The 15,811-nt window shown below is 62.4% G+C and carries 17 protein-coding genes; 12 read left to right on the top strand and 5 right to left on the bottom strand.

Annotated features, from left to right (window positions below; all coding sequences use genetic code 11):
- Positions 1 to 62: 62 nt before the first annotated feature.
- From AArcCO_RS09355 to AArcCO_RS09365, 3 genes are read left to right on the top strand one after another with little or no spacing between them, the layout of a single operon-like run.
- Entirely contained in the window at positions 63 to 1,226 is a 1,164-nt protein-coding gene (locus tag AArcCO_RS09355; RefSeq protein WP_259533160.1) for a 4Fe-4S ferredoxin N-terminal domain-containing protein, read from the top strand.
- Positions 1,223 to 2,572, top strand: coding sequence for an NrfD/PsrC family molybdoenzyme membrane anchor subunit (gene nrfD / locus AArcCO_RS09360; protein ID WP_259533161.1), 1,350 nt, complete (start codon positions 1,223 to 1,225; stop codon positions 2,570 to 2,572). Before AArcCO_RS09355 ends, nrfD begins: the two co-directional genes overlap by 4 nt.
- Complete coding sequence (locus tag AArcCO_RS09365) at positions 2,572 to 2,784, top strand: hypothetical protein (protein ID WP_259533162.1); 213 nt, start codon at positions 2,572 to 2,574, stop codon at positions 2,782 to 2,784. Before nrfD ends, AArcCO_RS09365 begins: the two co-directional genes overlap by 1 nt.
- Positions 2,785 to 2,827: 43 nt before the next feature.
- On the opposite strand, the gene AArcCO_RS09370 is transcribed toward AArcCO_RS09365, so the two are convergent.
- Complete coding sequence (locus AArcCO_RS09370; RefSeq protein WP_259533163.1) at positions 2,828 to 3,421, bottom strand: NUDIX hydrolase; 594 nt, start codon at positions 3,419 to 3,421, stop codon at positions 2,828 to 2,830.
- A complete protein-coding gene (locus tag AArcCO_RS09375) occupies positions 3,418 to 3,804 on the bottom strand; it encodes a hypothetical protein (protein WP_259533164.1) in 387 nt (128 codons plus the stop codon). The genes AArcCO_RS09370 and AArcCO_RS09375 overlap by 4 nt, the downstream gene beginning before the upstream one ends.
- A 120-nt stretch (positions 3,805 to 3,924) precedes the next feature.
- Here AArcCO_RS09375 and AArcCO_RS09380 point away from each other — a divergent pair, with 120 nt between their 5' ends.
- From AArcCO_RS09380 to AArcCO_RS09395, 4 genes are all read left to right on the top strand, one after another.
- On the top strand, positions 3,925 to 4,935 hold the full coding sequence (locus tag AArcCO_RS09380; RefSeq protein ID WP_259533165.1) for a DUF5787 family protein: 1,011 nt from the start codon (positions 3,925 to 3,927) through the stop codon (positions 4,933 to 4,935).
- A gap of 22 nt (positions 4,936 to 4,957) precedes the next feature.
- Positions 4,958 to 5,404: a DUF5807 family protein gene (locus AArcCO_RS09385; RefSeq protein WP_259533166.1), complete on the top strand. Its 447-nt coding sequence runs from the start codon at positions 4,958 to 4,960 to the stop codon at positions 5,402 to 5,404.
- A gap of 84 nt (positions 5,405 to 5,488) precedes the next feature.
- Positions 5,489 to 5,710, top strand: coding sequence for a hypothetical protein (locus tag AArcCO_RS09390; protein ID WP_259533167.1), 222 nt, complete (start codon positions 5,489 to 5,491; stop codon positions 5,708 to 5,710).
- Between the two features lie 94 nt (positions 5,711 to 5,804).
- Positions 5,805 to 6,209, top strand: a complete 405-nt coding sequence (locus AArcCO_RS09395) for a helix-turn-helix domain-containing protein (RefSeq protein WP_259533168.1) — start codon at positions 5,805 to 5,807, stop codon at positions 6,207 to 6,209.
- 15 nt (positions 6,210 to 6,224) lie between these two features.
- Here the strand turns inward: AArcCO_RS09395 and epsC are convergent, their stop codons facing one another.
- The gene (gene epsC, locus AArcCO_RS09400; RefSeq protein ID WP_259533169.1) at positions 6,225 to 7,109 is read right to left on the bottom strand and encodes a serine O-acetyltransferase EpsC; all 885 of its coding nucleotides are present in this window, start codon (positions 7,107 to 7,109) and stop codon (positions 6,225 to 6,227) included.
- Positions 7,110 to 7,192: 83 nt separating this feature from the next.
- Positions 7,193 to 7,540 (bottom strand): cupin domain-containing protein, encoded by a 348-nt coding sequence (locus AArcCO_RS09405; RefSeq protein WP_259533170.1) that lies wholly within the window; start codon positions 7,538 to 7,540, stop codon positions 7,193 to 7,195.
- 133 nt (positions 7,541 to 7,673) lie between these two features.
- On the opposite strand from AArcCO_RS09405, the gene AArcCO_RS09410 reads away from it, so the two are divergent.
- The gene (locus tag AArcCO_RS09410; RefSeq protein ID WP_259533171.1) at positions 7,674 to 8,078 is read left to right on the top strand and encodes a hypothetical protein; all 405 of its coding nucleotides are present in this window, start codon (positions 7,674 to 7,676) and stop codon (positions 8,076 to 8,078) included.
- A gap of 75 nt (positions 8,079 to 8,153) precedes the next feature.
- Here AArcCO_RS09410 and AArcCO_RS09415 read toward each other — a convergent pair whose 3' ends face one another.
- A complete protein-coding gene (locus AArcCO_RS09415) occupies positions 8,154 to 8,678 on the bottom strand; it encodes a DUF7344 domain-containing protein (protein WP_259533172.1) in 525 nt (174 codons plus the stop codon).
- 369 nt (positions 8,679 to 9,047) lie between these two features.
- Here AArcCO_RS09415 and AArcCO_RS09420 point away from each other — a divergent pair, with 369 nt between their 5' ends.
- From AArcCO_RS09420 to AArcCO_RS09435, 4 genes are all read left to right on the top strand, one after another.
- The gene (locus AArcCO_RS09420; protein WP_259533173.1) at positions 9,048 to 10,589 is read left to right on the top strand and encodes a vWA domain-containing protein; all 1,542 of its coding nucleotides are present in this window, start codon (positions 9,048 to 9,050) and stop codon (positions 10,587 to 10,589) included.
- A gap of 111 nt (positions 10,590 to 10,700) precedes the next feature.
- The gene (locus AArcCO_RS09425) at positions 10,701 to 11,999 is read left to right on the top strand and encodes a choice-of-anchor W domain-containing protein (protein ID WP_259533175.1); all 1,299 of its coding nucleotides are present in this window, start codon (positions 10,701 to 10,703) and stop codon (positions 11,997 to 11,999) included.
- Between the two features lie 111 nt (positions 12,000 to 12,110).
- Positions 12,111 to 13,922, top strand: a complete 1,812-nt coding sequence (locus AArcCO_RS09430; protein ID WP_259533176.1) for a vWA domain-containing protein — start codon at positions 12,111 to 12,113, stop codon at positions 13,920 to 13,922.
- A gap of 304 nt (positions 13,923 to 14,226) precedes the next feature.
- Positions 14,227 to 15,624: a SipW-dependent-type signal peptide-containing protein gene (locus tag AArcCO_RS09435; protein WP_259533177.1), complete on the top strand. Its 1,398-nt coding sequence runs from the start codon at positions 14,227 to 14,229 to the stop codon at positions 15,622 to 15,624.
- The last annotated feature ends 187 nt before the right edge of the window (positions 15,625 to 15,811 follow it).

The raw sequence follows: 15,811 nt of genomic DNA on the forward strand, positions 1-15,811 counted from the left end.
TATTTAAGCCACCCATAGTTATGGGTGAATGAATAAGTAGGTAGCTACTACTTGCAACGGGTATGGCGGATCTACCACCGAAAAAAGGTGATCCGGAGTGGGAGGAGTGGGCAGAGGATATCCTCGACTCCACCGAGTTCGACACCGATCTCGGGAAACGGATCTCGAAAGACGCGTTGCGCATCGCCGAGGGCGAACTCTCGAAAGCGGAGTTCCACGAGCGATACAGCGACGAGATGAAAGCGGAGTTCGGAGTCGACGAACGGCCGACGGAGCCCGCCCCCGAAACCGACACTGCGATGCCGAGGGTTCCAGGGGACCGAAACCAGACCCGCCGGAACGTGTTGAAAGCGATGGGCGGGGCGGCCGCCGCCGTAGGACTTGCGGGCTGTGTCGGCGCCAGCGCCGACGATGGTTCCGAAACCGGTGGGAACCCGGAACCGGACACGCAACTCGGGATGGCGATCGACACCGAGCGCTGTATTGCCTGTCTCCAGTGCTCGGAAGCCTGCAAGGAGGAGAACAACACCGACATCGGCGTCCACTGGCCGTACGTGTTCCGATACGAGGACGAACACGCCGGCGAAAACCGCGAAGACTTCCTCACCCGGCACTGCCAGCACTGTTCGGAGCCGTCCTGTACGTACGTCTGTCCGACCCAGGCGAGATACCGACGCACCGAAGACGGGCTGGTTCTCACCGATTACGACACGTGTGTCGGCTGCAAGTACTGTCAGGTGGCCTGCCCGTACGGCGTCAACTACCTCGGCAAGGACGAACCGAACGAAGTCGTCGGTAACGAGTTTGACGGGGACCGTGTCGGCCGCGACGGAAGAACTGTCGGAGGGAACCCTCCGAAGGGCGTCATGGGGAAGTGTACGTTCTGTGTCCATCGTCAGGACTCCGACGACGAGGAGCTGCAGGGGACGACCGCTTGCGAACAGGCGTGTCCGGTCGACGCTATTCACTTCGGCGACATGAAGGACCGCGACAGCGACCCCCGGGAACATCTCCGGGAGAAGGAAGCCTCGAACCAGTACAAGCTGCTCGACGAGGTCGGAAACGAGCCGAACATCGTTTACATCGGCAAGCGTCCCTCGAAGGACGCCGAGCCGGTCCAAGGACCGGTCTCTTATGAACAGCTCAACATGCGTGACGGGAACTACGACTACGTCGGGGCTCCCGAGGACGCGGCAGCCGAAAGCGAGGAGGGTGATGCCGCATGAGCGGCGTCGAGATCGACCCGGAACGGGTGTTGAAACCGCTGAAAAACACCTCGAAACAGTATTACATACTCCTCGGACTGTTCACGCTCGCGCTGCTTTTGTTCCTCGAGGCGTGGGTCCACCAGATCACCTACGGCGTCGGTGCCGTGACGGGGATCGGCGACTGGGGGATCTCCGGTGGGGTCCCCTGGGGCCTGTACATCGGCGGCTTCGTCTGGTGGATCGGGGTCGCTCACGGCGGGATCGCGATCTCCGCAGCGGTCCGGGTGATCAACCTCGACAAGTACCGGCCGATCGCACGGATCGCCGAAGTGCTCACCGTGCTCGCACTCGGGATGGCCGCGCTCAACATCGTGTTGAGCATGGGGCGACCGGACCGGATCTTCAACACGATCGTCCAGTGGCCGTTCACGGTGCATCACTCGCCGCTGGCGTGGGACATCGCGGTTATCTCGCTGTATCTGGTGCTCACGCTTACGTACATGACCCTCTCGCTACGGTCCGAGATCAGCGCGCTCCGTCACCGGCTGCCGACGTGGCTCGCGCCGCTGTACGCGTTGATCACGCTGGGCTACCGCCCGGACGAAGACGAAAAGATCGAACAGATCCTCTGGTGGCTCGCTGTCGCGATCCTGGCGCTCGTGCCATTGCTTTCCGGCGGGGTCGTCCCCTGGCTGTTCAGCCTCATCGCCGCCCAGCCCGGGTGGTACGGTGCCGCAGCCGGGGCGGCGATGCTCACCGAGTCGATTACCAGCGCGCTCGCGCTCGTGCTCATCATGACCGTCGTGTTCAGATACGCCTACGGCTGGCACGACATGATCGAGGACGGCATCCTGCGTGATCTCACGATCGTGCTCGCGTTCCTCGCGCTGGCGACGATCTGGTTTACGATGCACGACGTGTTGACCGGCTACTACATCGCGCCGGTCAACATCGGCGCGCTCACTGCCGGAATGCTCGAGTTGAACTTCTTCTGGCTCGCGATCGGCGGCCTGGTGGTTTCGGTCGTTCTCCTGTTCGGGATGATCGGCTGGCCGGAGTATTTCTTCAACACCCCACTGCTGGTGGGCGTCTCCGCACTGCTTGCGATAACGATCCTGAACAAGAAAGTGATGTTCGTCGTCGAGGGGCTCATGTACCCGACCCAGCCCCCGTTGACGAACCTCTATCCGACCGGCGTGTACTCGCCGACGCTCGTCGAGTGGATCCTGTTCCTCGGGACGATCATGCTCGCCGGGTTCGGATTCCTCGTCATCTCGAAGCTGATCCCAATGATCGAACTCGAAAAGGAAGAACGAGAACTCCTCAGACCGAACGCTGAAACCGACAAAACGGAGGTGGAATAATGGCACACGAAACCATTCACATCGGGCTGTACGTGATCTTCGGTATCATCATGCTGCCGGTGTACGTGATGATCCTCGGCTGGTTCCTCGGAAAACCCCGAGACTTCCGATCGATCGCGTTGACGTTCGGCTACATGCTGGCGTTCATCGGCGCGCTTGTAGCCGGGCTGTTCGTCATCGGAACGTCAATCTCGCTGCTCACGCCGTACTGAGCAGCTCCCGACAGCGCTATCCACGATCCGTTTTCAGTTCCAGTCAGATCTCGAGAACCCCTTCACGCTCCGCGAGCAGCAGCCCTTCCAGCGTGGCGTCGTTCGTCGATCCCTCACGCACCCGCGGAACCGCCTCTGCGATCGGGAGCGCCCGCGGAGCGAGAAACTCGTTCGAATCGAGTTCACGATCCCCCGGTTCCAGTCCGTCCGCGTATACGTACGCCCGTCGGTGACGTAACAGCCCTGTAGAGCACCACACCGTCTCCAGAACCGCCGTCGACGACGGACGGAACCCGGTTTCTTCCTCGAGTTCCCGGATGGCCGCACCGGTAAACGATTCCCCCTCCTCGACGATACCGGCGGGCAGTTCCAGTTGCGTCTCGCGGATGGTCGGTCGGTACTGTTCGACAAACAGCAGCTCGTCGCCAGCCCTCGCGACGACGACTACCGCGGGGGGAAGCTCCGCCCAGTAGTAGCGTTTCCGCGTTCCGTCCGGCTGTTCGACAAGGTCGTAGCCGCCGAGGAACCAGTCGGTCTCGTACTCGATTCGCGACTCGAGAACGGGCCACTCCGGCTCCCCCGGGAGTTCGACTCGCCGACGGTCGAGGGTTTCGGGCTCGTCGTTCCCGTCGGTCATTCGCGAATTACCTCCGCGTAGTATCGCCGGTCGTCCGTCTCGATGCGCACGCGACCATCCGCCGCTTCAGCCGCTGGAACGCGGTGGGCGAGCGCGCTCACCTCGTCGAACGGCGTGTGGGTAAAGTGCTCTTTGAGTCCGTAAGGGCCCTCCTGGTACGGGTCCGACCGCAGATCGTCACTCGCCAAAGCCCCCGTTAGATACGGGTATCGCCGTTCCGAGACGTCGCTCACGTCGACAGCGGTTCCATCGTCGTCAGTTTCTTCGAGAACCAGATAGTACGGATCGCCGCTTCCGAGATAGCCCGGTAGTGCGCCGAGCGCGAGCAGTCCGACGAGAACGACCCCGACGAGCAGAACGGCGTTCCGGGTGACCGAGCGCATGACTGGGATACGGGTTCGCCGGGGATACGGGTTTCGTCGCACGTTGCTACCGTCGGCAGACCGTCGACGTCCTGGGACGCGCCGACCGGTTTATGCGTGCGCAACCCCTGAACTCCGACGATGGACGAGTTCCGGTTCGAGCTCGCATTGTGTTCGTACCTGGAGTCCGAAACCGGGGCGATCGTCGCCAGACAGCTCGGCGGGGCGGTCGCCGAACCGGGCGCACGGATCGTCGACGTCGTCGTCCTGCAGCCGGGAACTGCGTTCGAAAAGCGGGCTCGGCTGTCCCCGAAAGCGATCCCGACGCGGGCGATCGAAAGCGACGTCGGGGCGGGACAGGCAGTACCGCGACGGAACGTGTTCGAGGGGACCTCCCGCGGCCGCCGAATCGTCGAAACGGCGGTCGAGGCCGGCTACTTTCAGCTCGAACGCCGAGACGGCAAGGACTGGGTGCGAGCGACCGCGAGATATCCGGACGACTGGTACGATCGGTTGACGGCGATCGAAAACAAGCCGGATCTCGGGTCGCCCGGCGATCTCGACGATCAGATCACACACGACGTGGCGCTGGGACTGTTCGACGAGGTCGTGCTGGCGACCGCCTCCTACGTCACCCGTGCCCACCTCAACAGGCTCCCAGAACCGGTCGGCGTCTGGCAGTTCGACCCGGAGACGGGGGAACGAACTGTCGTGCGAGAACCGTCGCGATTGCCCGTCGACGACCCCGGAATCGAGCCCACAGACCGGCATCCCCTCCGGACCGACGTCGCGGTCGTCGCCCCGGGAGAGAAGCGACGAAAACGGCTCACGATCGCCGAACGCGCCTACGGGAAAGGGTGGCGGCCGTCACTGGAAGCGTATCCCGCGTGTGCACACGCCGACGCGACCGGGGACTGTCGGCCATACTGCGGTCAGTTCGGGCACGTCGTCGACCCGGGAACGGACTGTGGAACGGACTGTCCGTCGTTCACTCCCGGGAGTCGACCGACGTGTGATCCGACCGAAGTCAGGGCGGACCGCTCACCGTGGATCGCCGACCCACCGGGAGCGGTCCGTAAGCAGGCGGGACTGGATCGGTTCATCCCGCGAGAGGGCGATCCCGGAGACGAACGCTTATCGAAGTCAAATTAAGTCGTCGGCGTCTCGCTCGGATATGAGCAAGCTCGATGCGTTCCTCGCCGGGAAGCGACTCGACGACGTCGCGATCTTCGTCAGCGACGCCCACCTCGCGGGTTCGGATCGCCTCACAGAGCTCGGCGAGAGCGTCGACGGCGGCGTCGTGATCGTGGTGGCCGGTGAAAAGGGCAGGCAAGCGTTTTCCGCCGGGACCGGCATGGACGCGATGGCGTTCGCAAAGGAGGCGATGGGAACGGAGGGGACGATCGCCCCGCGGCTCGACGCCGGCGTCTGTCCGGTAGCCGACGGGACGGAGGGAACCGAAGCCGACCACGAACCCGAGTTCGTGTTCGCGTTCGCAGAAGAGAAAAACGAGGAGGTCGGCGGCCTGTACGCGGAAGGGGACGTGATCCACGCGTACGCCCGGTGTTCCTGCGGCGAGTCGTACTCCCACAAGTGGGTCGTCGGCGATCGGGGCGTCTGAGTTACCGTGCGGCAAAAAGCTGGGAGTTACCGTGCGGCAAGAAAAGACGACGGGTCTTTTTGGGTGTAGATGAGAACTCTATATATGAGCACGCAGACGAAACCGTCAGTGTTCGGCGATCCCGAAGCGCTGATACAGGTAATCGGCGCCGTACTGGCGATCGTGGCCGTACTGCTGGTGATTTTAGTCGTGGCGCTTTCGGTCCCGGCCCCGGCGTTCCTTTCGGTGTCCGGACTCGCAGTTGCGGCCGTGGTTTTCTGGGGCGCACTCGTCGCGCTGCTTTACGGCATGTACCGACTGCGGTGAAGCGACACCTCTGCCTTCGAACGTACGCTCCGGCGCAGCGCTCTTGTTTCGACCGTGCACAAGTGTTTTGACGGAGGGTCGCCTATCGCCGGGTATGCCGGAATCACTCAGCGAGATGCTCCGTCGGGACATGGAGTGTGAGGGAGTTCTCGACTGCTTTCACGGTCTGACGGAGTTGGACAGGAACTGCTTTCGGGTACTCGTCGAGAGCGACGAGCCGATGACCGTCGACGAGGTGGCCGCGGAGGTCGACCGCGAGCGATCCACCGCGTACCGTTCGGTAAAACGGCTCTTGCAGGCCGGATTCGTCCAGAAAGAACAGAAAAACTACGACCAGGGCGGCTACTACTTCGTCTATCGCCCGGTCGACGGCGAGGAGATCGCCGACGACATGCAGCGGATGTTGAACGACTGGTACGCCAAGATGGGGCAGCTCATCGACGAGTTCCGCGAGAAGTACGAACAGCCGGCCGCCGAACCCGTCGACGCCGAGCAGTAGTTCCGGACGACAACGTCACTCCCGGTGTTTTCTGACCTGTTTCGGGTGCTCCGCGACGATAACTTTGGTGTGGTCCGGAATGTCTTCGGTGATCCAGGAGTTCGCGCCGATGCTCACGTGATCGCCGACCGTGACGGGCCCGAGTACGTTCGTCCCGGCGCCGATCACGACGTGGCTCCCGATGTCCGGGTGTCGCTTGTACCCTTTCTTCAGCATGTGCTCTTCGCTTTCTTCCTCCTCGAAGTGGAGCGCACCCAGCGTGACGTTCTGATAGAGCCGGACCCAGTCGCCCACAGTGGCGGTTTCGCCGATCACGACGCCGGTGCCGTGGTCGACGAAGAAGTACTCGCCGATTTCCGCACCGGGATGGATGTCGATCCCGGTTTCGGTCTTGGCGTACTCGGTCAGCTCTCGGGCGTACTCGGGGGAGCCCTCCTCGTAGAGGACGTGTCCGAACCGGTACACCAGGGCGGCGTGGACCCCCGGATACGACCGGACGACCTCGAGGTAGCTCTTCGCGGCAGGGTCCCCTTTGTAGGCAGCCTCGACGTCCTTTTTCACCGCCTCCCGGATCTCGGGCAGTCGGTCGAGCACCGCATCGGCGATCGCGTCGGGGTTCCCCGAACTGTGGGAGAGTTCGTCCGTCACGTACGGACTGATCCCCGAACAGCAGATCGAGCCGAGTTCCGTAAGCGCAGCGCGGGTGGCCTCCTCGTCGTCGGTGAGCGACCCGGCGTTCCAGCACCGCGGGAACACCAGCTTCTTCAAAAGGACGACCTCGTCCCGGAGGTGATCCCGGCGCGGGAACCCGGGCGAGTCACACGTCGGAAACGGGCTCTCGTCCGCCTCGTAGGACTCCACGAGTCGCCGGTGTGCGTCCCCGGAGTAGCTGTAGTCCATGTCTGTGTGTCTTTGGGGGGAGAAATATAAATGGGTCAGCATTCGACCCCCGAGTCACCAGCGACAGTGTTCCGAACGTCCGACTACGCCCAGACTGTGTCGTCCTCGGTCAGATTTACCTTGAACACGAGGATTCGGAACGGCCGATCCGACTCGTTTGTGACCTCGTGGACGTCCCCCGGTTCGCAGATGATCACCTCGCCCTCCTCGGGTTCGATCTCCGTGTCGTCGATCACGAGCGTCCCGCCGGATTGGAGGACGTAAAACACCTCCTCGGTTTCACGGTGGTAGTGTGGCTCGACGTGTTCGCCGGGCGGGATCTCGACCACCTGCAGGAGGTTCCCGTCGAAGCCGATCTCCTCCTCAGTCGCGAGGATCTGCTTGCGGTAGCTGTCGCGGTCCTTCCACTCGGACGGCGCGGGTCGTTTCATCGCCTGGAGGTTTCCGGACGAGCCGTTTGAATCTTTTCTCACGTGCGACCGACGGACGCGGTTGAAAGTTAGGGGGACGACTCGACGCGGATTCGCGGACCGTTTTTATCCCCGGCAACACAGAACTCTGGACATGAACCGTCGCGCCGTCCTTGCCGGCACCGGGGTCGCCCTCCTGTCGGGATGTCTGGGCCTTCGCGAAGATACCGTCCGACTCTGTGAACTCAGCGTCCACAACCACACTGACTCCGTTCACACCGTCGAACTGCAACTCCTCGACGGCGAAAAAGTCGTGTACGACGAGAAGCACGTACTCGGACCTCCCACAGAGGGATACGAAAAGGAAGTGTACGTCCTCGGATCGGAGCTCGAGTCACGGGAGGGGGAGTTCTCACTTCGGGTCAGACGTGACGACGCAGACTGGCGAACGGCATCCCTCGCGGACCGCGGCGACTCGCTAACGGTCCGAATATTCACGCGGGAAGCAGAACGGCTTCCGGAGCTCGAAATCGGGTACATTCACAATCCCGACTGTTGACACCGGCCACCAGTCGCTCAAAAACGGCGTCGGAACCACGCGAGATTCGCCTAGAAGCAGCCGACGAAGGATCGCTCAGCCAGTCGTCGAGAGGTAGAACCACCGATTAGTCCACAGCTGGTACAGCGTCACGACAGCGAACAGTGCCAGGAAGCCACTGGTGAGCAAGAGCGGATCGATCGCGGAGAGTCCCGGAACCGAAAGCAGACTCGCGAGGATGGTCAAAAGCGAAAGGATCCCGAGTCCCTGATAGAACTCCGACCAGGTGATCCCGTGGCGCGTGACGACCTCCATGTACAGGTCGACGTTGCGGGCGTTCTGTTTGAGGTGAATCTCCTTCGTCTCGCGGTCGTACTCGACGACCTCGAGGTCGTGGAGCTTCGGGAGGTGCGTCTGGTGAAGCGAGATGTAGACGCTTTCTCTGACGTTCTTCGGGGGTGGCGACTCCCCGGTTTCGTGTTCGGCGATCAAATGCGAGAGTTCGTTGACCGTGATCGACCCGCCCGCGAGATACAGGTGTCGCAGCGCCCGCGTGCGCCGGGGGTTCGAGAGGATCGCGTGAATCTGACTTTCCGGAAGATCGGTTGTGCGTAGCTGCATTGATAGCTCACCACCAGAGGCCGCCGGTGTTCTAGACGAGAGTTCGTCGGACGAGGGTATAGACATGGACCGACTACCGGCGTGATTGCGTTCGAACAAATTATCACCGACAATCGATGGTGAAAGTAGGAACGTCAAACCGGTTGGTAGGTCCGCCGATCCGGACGGTAGGACCGCCCATCCGGGCGGTAGGGACGTCGATCCGGTGCGTCTAAGCACTCCGTAGACGGGTCTATTCGGCCGTTAGACGATTCTGGGCGATTATTAGCCGGTGGCGTGGGTGCTCGTAACTATCCCCATAGGGGGGACAGTATCAGTCGTACCGGCACAGGGCCATCACGGGTGGCGATGTACCGGGGAGAAAAACCAATGACGGACAAAGAATTCGGACTCTCGCGCCGCAAAGTGCTCGCCGGCCTCGGCATGGTCGGGGTCGCGAGCGCGGGCGCGGGCCTGGGAACGACTGCGTACTTCAGCGACGAGGAGAGCTTCGAGGGGAACACGCTCACTGCTGGCGAGTTCGACCTCAAGATGGACTACCGGATGACGTACCGTGGCGGTCACGGCCGTCTCGAGGAGCTCCAGCAGAACTACCCGAACGCGACGTTCGTGGACGAGGACATGGAGCCGACCGACGAGGACACCGGCGTGTATCTCCTCGATCAGGTCCCTGGCCTGGACAACTACCCGGGTGCGGGGGACTGGGTCCGCGGCGCGAACGGCATCTTCGACCCCGAAACCGGAGAGGGCGAGGGCTTCCAACGAGATGAGCTCATCGACGCGGATGATCTCGAGGAGGCACTCATTCGAATCGGCGACGTCAAGCCCGGCGACTACGGTGAAGTCACCTTCAGCACCCACCTGTACGACAACCCCGGATACATGTGGATCGGTGGGGCGTTGACCGGCAACCACCAGAACGGTTACACTGGTCCTGAGATCGAGGCGCTCGAAGAGATGGGGATCCCCACGGACGACCCGGACGGAGAGGGCCAGCTCGCGGACGCCATCGAGGCGAAGATCTGGTACGACGACAACTGTGACAATATCCACCAGGAGAGAGGTGAAGAGGAAGGAGAGGGCGTCGACGTGATGCTCGTCATCGACACCTCTGGTTCGATGAGTGGTAGCCGGATCGTAAACGCGAGAAACGCGGCCAGTCAGTTCATCCAGAATCTCGGCGCCGACGACCGCGTCGGGCTCGCAACGTTCGACACCAACTCCCGTCTCGACGAGGAGTTGACCTTCGACCACGGTGACGTCGATACCACAGTCCAGGGACTCGGAGTAGGCGGCTGGACACAGATGGACGGCGGCGTCGACGTCGCCAAGCAGGAATTAGACGACAAGGATCGCGGTGTCGACCGAGTGATCATCCTGCTGGGGGACGGCGAACCGAACCGCTCGTCGCGAGGGCAGGATAGCGATGCTGTACAGAACGCGATCGCAGCCGCCCAGGACGCCAAAGACGATGGAATCACCGTCATCACCATCGGGTTGGCAGTCAGCGGGACTGCACAGAACACGCTCATCCAGATGGCAAGCGGCAGCAACGGCACCACGCTCTACTACGACTCACCGACGGGTGATGATCTGGACGAGATCTACGCACAGATCGCTGCGGTCGTACTCACCGGCGAGGCCGTGATCGTCGAGGGCACACTTCGGGAAGTGATGAAGGCACTTGAAGGAGGCATTCCACTGGACGCCAACCTCCAAGAGGAAGATCGCGTCTGCTTCACTAACTCCGTGACCCGCTGTTTCGGCTTCGAGTGGGAACTGCCCACCGACGTCGGAAACGAGGTCCAGACGGACTCCGTCGAGTTCGCGATCGGCTTTGCCGCCGAACAGTGCCGCCACAACGACGGCGAAACCAACCCATTCGCTCCCGAAGTGAACGGCTCCGCATAGATAACTGACCACGAGCGGCCACGCCGCTCTCCCCACTCGAGCCCTCAAAAGGGTGGCCGACGAGGCGGTTCGACGCCGCCGGTGGGAGTTCCCCGTACGGGGATGATACAAATGCAAGACGACAACATCGGTCTGTCTCGACGGAAAGTACTGGTCGGTCTCGGAGCCGTCGGCGTCGCCTCGGCAGGCGCGGGGCTCGGCACCACGGCGTATTTCAGCGACGAGGAGAGCTTCCTCGGCAACACCCTCACCGCAGGTGAACTCACCCTGTACGTCAACTACCACGCGTACGCGGATCAGGGCGAATACCTCGGCGAGTACCTGATGGAAGGTATCGCAGGCGAGGGCGAAAGCGAGGTCGAACACAGCTTCGAACTCGACGACGTCAAGCCCGGCGACAGCGGCCGCAAGAAGTTCTGCTTCTCGGTGGTCGACAACCCGGCGTACCTGTGGGGATGTGGGATGCTCACCGGCGAAGTGGCGGGAACCGGCGGTGGCCAGCTCGCGGACTACCTCACTGCAACTCTTCGCTACTGTCCGGTGGAAGACAGTGAACCAAACGGTGCCCCAGGCGAAGTTGTCGACGGTGACGTTATCGTCGACGGTTCGTTCCGGGATGTGCTTTCGGCGCTCCGGAACGGCGTTCCCCTCGATGCAAACGGCGACGGCGAGGTGCCAATCGAAGACCGTGCCTGCTTCGACGGCTCCGAGAGTCTCGAGGATTTCCAGGAAACGTGCCTCTGTCTGGACTGGGAATTCCCAATCCGGTCCCGGGATCCCGATGCAGAGTTGGACAACAACGACGCCCAGGCGGCCTCGATGGAATTCGACCTCACGTTCTACGCGGAACAGTGCCGCCACAACGACGGCCTGACGAACCCCTGCGTTACGACCCGCGAAGGCGAAGGCTGGGGCAAGGCCGAAGGAGAACTCGAAAACCCCAGCTGGCACGCCCGCGGTATCTTCGGTGACGGCGGTGGCGCCGCGAACCGCGAACTCGACATTCGAGATCCCGGCGACGACCCGATCCACACCGGCGACGAGAACTACGCGTGGCCCAACGGCGAGGCAGTTCCGTTCTCGCTCACTATCGACGGCGGCGACGCGAAGTGGACCGTCGGTGGTAACGAAGTCATGGTCGAGGACGCACCGCTCCCAGTCGCGGATGGCGTCGGTGTGACGGTCAAGACGCGCGATGCGGACGCAAGCATCACAGTCGAGGACGTCACGCTGAACGGGTCGAGCCCGACCGGCGCCGATTCCGTCTCCGCGTCGGGCAGCTCGGCGACGAACTACCTGATGCTCGAAGGCGCGACGCTCCAGGAGGGCGACGTCGTCTCCGGCTTGGTGACCATGTCCTGGAACGCCACACCGGGTCGAGAGGACATCGGGTTCCGCATCGACGTCTGAGAAGACAACCGACGAGCGGCGACCCCGCTCATCCCATTCGGACCCCTTCGGGGGTGGCCGACGAGGCGGTTCGACTCCGCCGGTGGGACTTCCCCGGATGGGGAGACAATCATGACGCAAGACAACCAATCATTCGGACTCTCGCGCCGCAAAGTGCTCGCCGGCCTCGGCATGGTCGGTGTCGCAAGCGCTGGCGCGGGGCTCGGGACGACAGCCTACTTCAGCGACGAGGAGTCGTTCGACGGGAACACGCTCACTGCGGGAGAGCTGGATCTCCTGATGGATTACCGGATCACCTACAACGGTGGGCCCGGTCGTCTCGAGGAGCTCCAGACACTGTACGACGATGATCCGAACTACAATCCAGATGTCAAGGTGAAGGAATACCCTGAGGGGTCCGGAAATTACGTGCTCGATCAGGTGCCGCGTCGCCCGGACTACCCTGGCCCGGAGGGCTGGGTCGAGGCAGCCAACGTGGGTGTTGGCGAAAACGGCAACATCACTGGCTTCGAGCGCGAGGAACTGACCGACGCCGGCTTCCCGCTGTTCAAACTCGAAGACGTAAAGCCAGGCGACTACGGCGAAGCCACGATCAGCTTCCACCTCTTCGACAACCCGGCGTACATGTGGATGGGCGGCGGCCTCCGCCGCAACGCCAACAACGGCGTCAACGAACCAGAACAGGCGACGCTCGACGATCTCGGATACGAAGAAACCACTAGCGACGACCCCGAAGACTTCGCCTCGTGGGCAGAGGACGATGCCCGTTATTACAACGTCGACGGCGACTGGGGTGGCCAGCTCGCCGACGCGATCGAGGCACGGGTCTGGTACGACGACAACTGTAACAACATCTTCGACGAAGGCGGGGATGGAGAGCCAGTCGACATCTCGCTCGTCATCGACGTCTCCGGTTCGATGACCTACGAGATCGGCAATCCGGACAACGTCATCGGCCAGGGTGACGGATCTCGAATCGCCGAGGCGAGAAAGGCGGCGATCGCGCTCGCAAATAACCTTCGCGAGGACGTCGGTGGAACCGGTCTCGACGACCGGCTTGGCGTCGTGACGTTCGGCGGTATCGACGAAGAGGAGTTCGGGCTCACAGACGCGTCCGACGTCAATACTCTCGTAGACGCCCTGGAAGACCTGGAATCGTATGAAGTCGGTCAGGACGATCCGCCGGACGCGCCGTTCGGTATCTCCGGCACGAACATCGGCGCCGGGCTGTACGGCGGACGGTACATGCTCGATACCCAGGGGACAGCCGACAGACGTCCCGTGATAATCGTTCTCGGCGACGGCGCACCAACGTGGTCTTACGAATCTGAACAGGTTGACGGCAGCCCCGAAAGTGGATTCCCGAGTTACAGCGAGTGGCAAGGATGGGATCGTGATGACAAGCTGGATGCGATGGCCGACGTGAACGACACCGTTGCTGCAAATGACACGATCGCAGTAGCCGACGAAATCAAAAATCAAACCGACTACCTCATCATCACGATTGGATTCGGACTCGAGGAGGTTCCGGGAACCGGTCTCGCACGGACGACACTCGTCGAGATCGCCTCACCCGGCGACGGGGACGACGGCAACAAGCTGTTCTTCGAATCGCCAGCAGATGTCGATCTCGTCGCAATCTTCGCCCAGATCGCCCAGGTGGTGTTCGGCGAGAAGGTAATCGCGGAAGGATCGCTTCGGGAGGTCATGGCCACACTGGAGGAGGGCTACGCGCTCGATGCCAACCAGTTCACGGAGGGACAGGACTGCTTCCCGCCGTTGCTCACCCGCTGTGTCGGCTTCGAGTGGTGGCTCCCGACCGACGTCGGCAACGAGGTCCAGACGGACTCCGTGGAGTTCGACATCTCGTTCTTCGCGGAACAGTGCCGCCACAACGACGACCCGCAGAATCCGTACGCCTGATCGCCCATTTCAAGTAAAATTTGGAAGGCAGGCACCCCATACCGCTCCAGAACGCCCGGAACGGGCGTCTGGCGTCCTCGAAAACGAAGCGAGACGAGCGCGGTAGCAACACCCTGACGGCGAGGCGCGTAACGGTACGCGACTCATACATATCCCCTTAAAAGGGGTATCTACAGGCGACAACCCACGTCGGCACCGAGCCCTTCCTCTCGAAGGTCTCGAACCGCGGCACTGCCGCGGGACGGCGGTTCGACTCCGCCGGTGGGAATCCCCCGGGAGGAACCCTCCACGAGGGAAGCACATCATGACAACCGAATCGAACAACTACGAAACGAACGCGATGGGGATCTCCCGCCGCAAAGTGCTCGCCGGCCTCGGCATGGTCGGGGTTGCCTCCGCGGGCGCCGGCTTCGGGACGACGGCGTACTTCAGCGACGAGGAGACCTTCGAGGGAAACACCCTCACCGCCGGGCAGCTCGAACTGAGCGTCACCTGGCAGCAGCTCTACTACGGTGGTCCGCAGTCGAGCCGGTCACAAGATTACGGCACGGCGATGCGGCCGTTCGTCAACGCGTACCCGGATCACGACGGCGACGGGCTCCAGTCGTTCGAGCGGGACGACGGCGTCCACGAATACGTCGACCTCGACGGCTACGAGGATCACGAACAGGCAGCAAAAGAGGGGCGGAACCTCGAGTTCGCCTGCGAGGAGATCGCGACCTTCGACGAGCCGTCGTTCGCTCCGAACGAGGAGAGCCTCATCGAACTCGACGACGTCAAGCCGGGTGACTGCGGTGAGATCACCTTCGGTACCAAACTGTGTGACAACCCGGGCTACATCTGGCTCCACGGCGTGTTGACCGACGAGTCGGACGGCGGACACGCGGAAAGTGGCGGTGCCGAACTCGCCGACAAGATCGTCGCCCGCGCGTGGTACGACGACGGCGACAACGTGTTCCAGGAAGATGAACCTCAGATCGCCGCAGGCTCGCTCCGTGAAGTGCTCGAGGAACTGAACGAGGGGCTTCTACTCCAGTACGACCCAGTCGTCATCGGGGAGTCAGAGGAGGAAATCGAACCTGGCGACCTCGAGGGAGACTGTATTGCACTTCCGAAAGAAGACGACGACGTCATCGCAAACCTCGCGGAGGGTGACGAATTCACCTACGATGTCGACGGAGAAACCATCGTCATCACCATCGAAGAGGTGTTTTACAAGGACGACGAGCCGACCGGCTTCTCGTGGTCCAGTAACGTCCCGATCTGTCAGGTGACACTGAAGGGCGGGCCCGACGGGATCGCACCCGGCGAAGGTCTCCCGACGGTCTACCCGTGTGCCTACGAGGGTACAGTCAACACGGAGATCAACCCGAACAACAACCAGCCGTACGGGATCAGCAACTTCCGGTTCTTCTACTGTGACGTAGACAACGGGAACGGCGACATCCCGGTCGAGGAGAACGGTGGGCTCTGCTTCCAGCCGTCGAACACCCGGTTCATCGGCTTCGAGTGGTGCCTCCCGACTAATGTCGGCAACGAGGTGCAGGGCGATTCGGTGTCGTTCGATCTGTCGTTCTACACCGAACAGTGCCGCCACAACCCTGACCCCGTGAACCCGTTCGCGGAAGAAAACGGCAACGACGACGAAAACGGCGACAACGGCAACGAAAGAGACGGTGATATCGACGGCGATCAGTCGTAGCTAAAAAACCAATCCACGCCGGCGCTTCGCGACGGTTCGACTCCGTCGGTGGACCTGTGCTCGCGGACTCCGTCCGCGACGCGTGACCGGTGTCACGCGCGCGAGCGGTACGCGACTCACAGTACCCCCGTTCGAGAGACGGGGAGAAGCGACCGACTGCTCCGGTCCGATCGGGCCGAAAACGTTG

The sequence above is a fragment of the Halalkaliarchaeum sp. AArc-CO genome (genome assembly GCF_024972735.1).
Lineage (GTDB): Archaea > Halobacteriota > Halobacteria > Halobacteriales > Haloferacaceae > Halalkaliarchaeum.